This window comes from Lentzea indica (genome assembly GCF_012184385.1).
Taxonomy (GTDB): Bacteria; Actinomycetota; Actinomycetes; order Mycobacteriales; family Pseudonocardiaceae; genus Lentzea; species Lentzea indica.
The window spans coordinates 1-2,044 of the sequence record NZ_VSRL01000507.1 but is presented as its reverse complement, the minus strand read 5'-3'; the positions used below and the strand labels follow the sequence as shown (position 1 = coordinate 2,044).

4 protein-coding genes are annotated in these 2,044 nt (G+C 66.1%); all 4 read left to right on the top strand.

Going from position 1 to position 2,044, the window contains the following annotated elements; all coding sequences use genetic code 11:
• Window positions 1–405 (top strand): hypothetical protein (locus tag FXN61_RS49090; protein ID WP_167980592.1); only part of this gene is annotated, 405 nt, incomplete at its 5' end.
• Between the two features lie 387 nt (window positions 406–792).
• Window positions 793–1,173, top strand: a complete 381-nt coding sequence (locus tag FXN61_RS49085) for a hypothetical protein (protein WP_167980591.1) — start codon at window positions 793–795, stop codon at window positions 1,171–1,173.
• 43 nt (window positions 1,174–1,216) lie between these two features.
• Entirely contained in the window at window positions 1,217–1,405 is a 189-nt protein-coding gene (locus tag FXN61_RS49080) for a hypothetical protein (RefSeq protein ID WP_167980590.1), read from the top strand.
• The coding region (locus FXN61_RS49075; RefSeq protein ID WP_167980589.1) for a PPE domain-containing protein at window positions 1,402–2,044 on the top strand (643 nt) is incomplete at its 3' end. The genes FXN61_RS49080 and FXN61_RS49075, both read left to right, overlap by 4 nt.

Sequence of the window (2,044 nt, the reverse complement as noted above, 5' to 3'; positions counted from 1 at the left end):
CGGTGCCGCGGGTGGTGCCAAGCTCCCGCCGGCGTCAAGCCGGACGACGCGGCACCCAAACCGCCCGGCACCGGCGCGGGTCAGAAGCCGCCGTTCTCCTGGGCAGAGGTCAAGAACCACGTCGACGACCTCAGCAAGTACAGCAAGGAACACCTGGACAACGTGCTCACCACCAAGTTCGGCAAGACCCCTGAGGAAGCCGCCAAGATCAGCCAGTGGATCAAGAACTTCGAGGAGCTCGCCGCGCCCGGCGGTCACTTCACGGTCGCAGGCAAGGCGTTCGCCTCGGGTTCCGCGCTGCACCTGGTGCACGAGCTCTGGAAGGAGCTCGCCGCGGACCAGCACTCGCAGAAGGAAGATGCCGGGTTCCTCGGTGATCTGAAGGACTACAACGCAAAGCACTGATCATTGGGCCGAACGCGGGCGTACTCTGTGGCATGCGCCCGCGTTCGCCTTGCCAGTCAACCGATTCAGCCGATCCGGCGATTGACGAACCTGGCGTGACGAACCTCAAGACGGCCCTAAATTCCAGATATTCCCCCCTGTGATTTGGGCCACAATCACCTGAGGTCAAGGCCTGTTCCGGTGATGTGAACAGAGATCGAATGCCCGAACGGGCAGCACCCGGAGAGCGCTCCCATTACCAGCGCAAACGATCACGTTTGTTACACGTCGTTCACCCGATAGCGGCCCGTTTCGGTGCGCCGCAACGCATTGTGAACGCGAGTCTCAATTGGTAACTCGCCCAAGGCAAAGCGAGCGATGCGCATAAAGACACCCGATACTGCCCGCATGTACATCGTCGGTGACAAAGACGCTGTCCCACTTGGCGACACCGTCAGCTCGGGTCAGGTGCAGCTCGACCCGACCGCGGGCGAAGAGCTCCGCAAGCAGTTGCAGGCCCAGATCGACCAGGTCGACTCGTGGATCGAGCACGCGAACACCAGCATCGCCCGTCCCGCACCGCTGGGCGCGAACCCGGTCGGCGACGCGATGCGGGAGAAGTTCACCCATCGGGCCGAGGGTGAGCAGTACTCGTTCGTCAGCGTCATGACCGCGTACCGCACGGTGCTGGAGCAGACGAAGAACTCGATCGTCCAGGCGATCGAGAACTTCACCCGCCTCGACGAGGAACAGCAGGCCGAACTGAAGAAGCACATGGGTAACAGCTGAGCCTCGGCCAGCTGATTCCACTGACGCGAGAGGCGAGCCGGTCATGCCCCCCGAGACCGACCCGAGCGAGATCGAGAACGTCCCGGTCCTCACGGACCCGCAGAACTGGGCGTCGAGATCGCACCAAGAGCTCTATGCCGCGGTGCACAACAACAACGACCCCGGTCAAGCCGGCCAGATCAGCTCCGAGTGGGGCAAGTACGGCTCTGAGCTGACCGAGGCTCCCGAATGATCAACGCGGTCATCACCGCGTCGGAGTCCAAGTGGACAGGCACCGCCGCCGAGGCCGCCCGAGACGCGATGAAGAAGCTCGGTGACTGGGTCGACGAGACCGCCCGCACCGCCGTCGAGGTGGGCAACAAGGTCGCCGACCAGGGCCGTGTCATGGAGGCCGCCCGAGCGCAGATGCCGGCGCCCGTCCAGTTCGACTGGAACAAGGCAGCCGCCGCGCTCTCCCAGCCGGGCACGCCGGCCTTCGTTCTGGCGTCCGCTGACATCGCTGTCGCGAACGCCGCGTCGCGCGCGGCGCACGAGCAGGCGGTCTCCGTGATGACCAACATGGAGAACGGCTCCCGGCAGATCGACTCGTCGACGCCGACGTTCAAGCCGCCGTTCAACCCGAACACCGGCGAGGTCGAGGAGCCGGTGATGATGACGGCGCGCTCGGTCTCCGCGCCCGCGCTCGGTGGCGCGGACGCCCTCATGGCCACGCACGCGCAGTCTGGCGCCGGCACCGCCGCTCCGCCCGCTCTCACCGGTACCGGTGCCTCCGGTGGCGTTCCGCAGAGCGGCAGTGGCGTGAACCAGCCCGCCGCGGCGGCCTACACGCCGTCGGCGCCGGGCTACACCGGCCCCGGCAACCCCGGCGGCG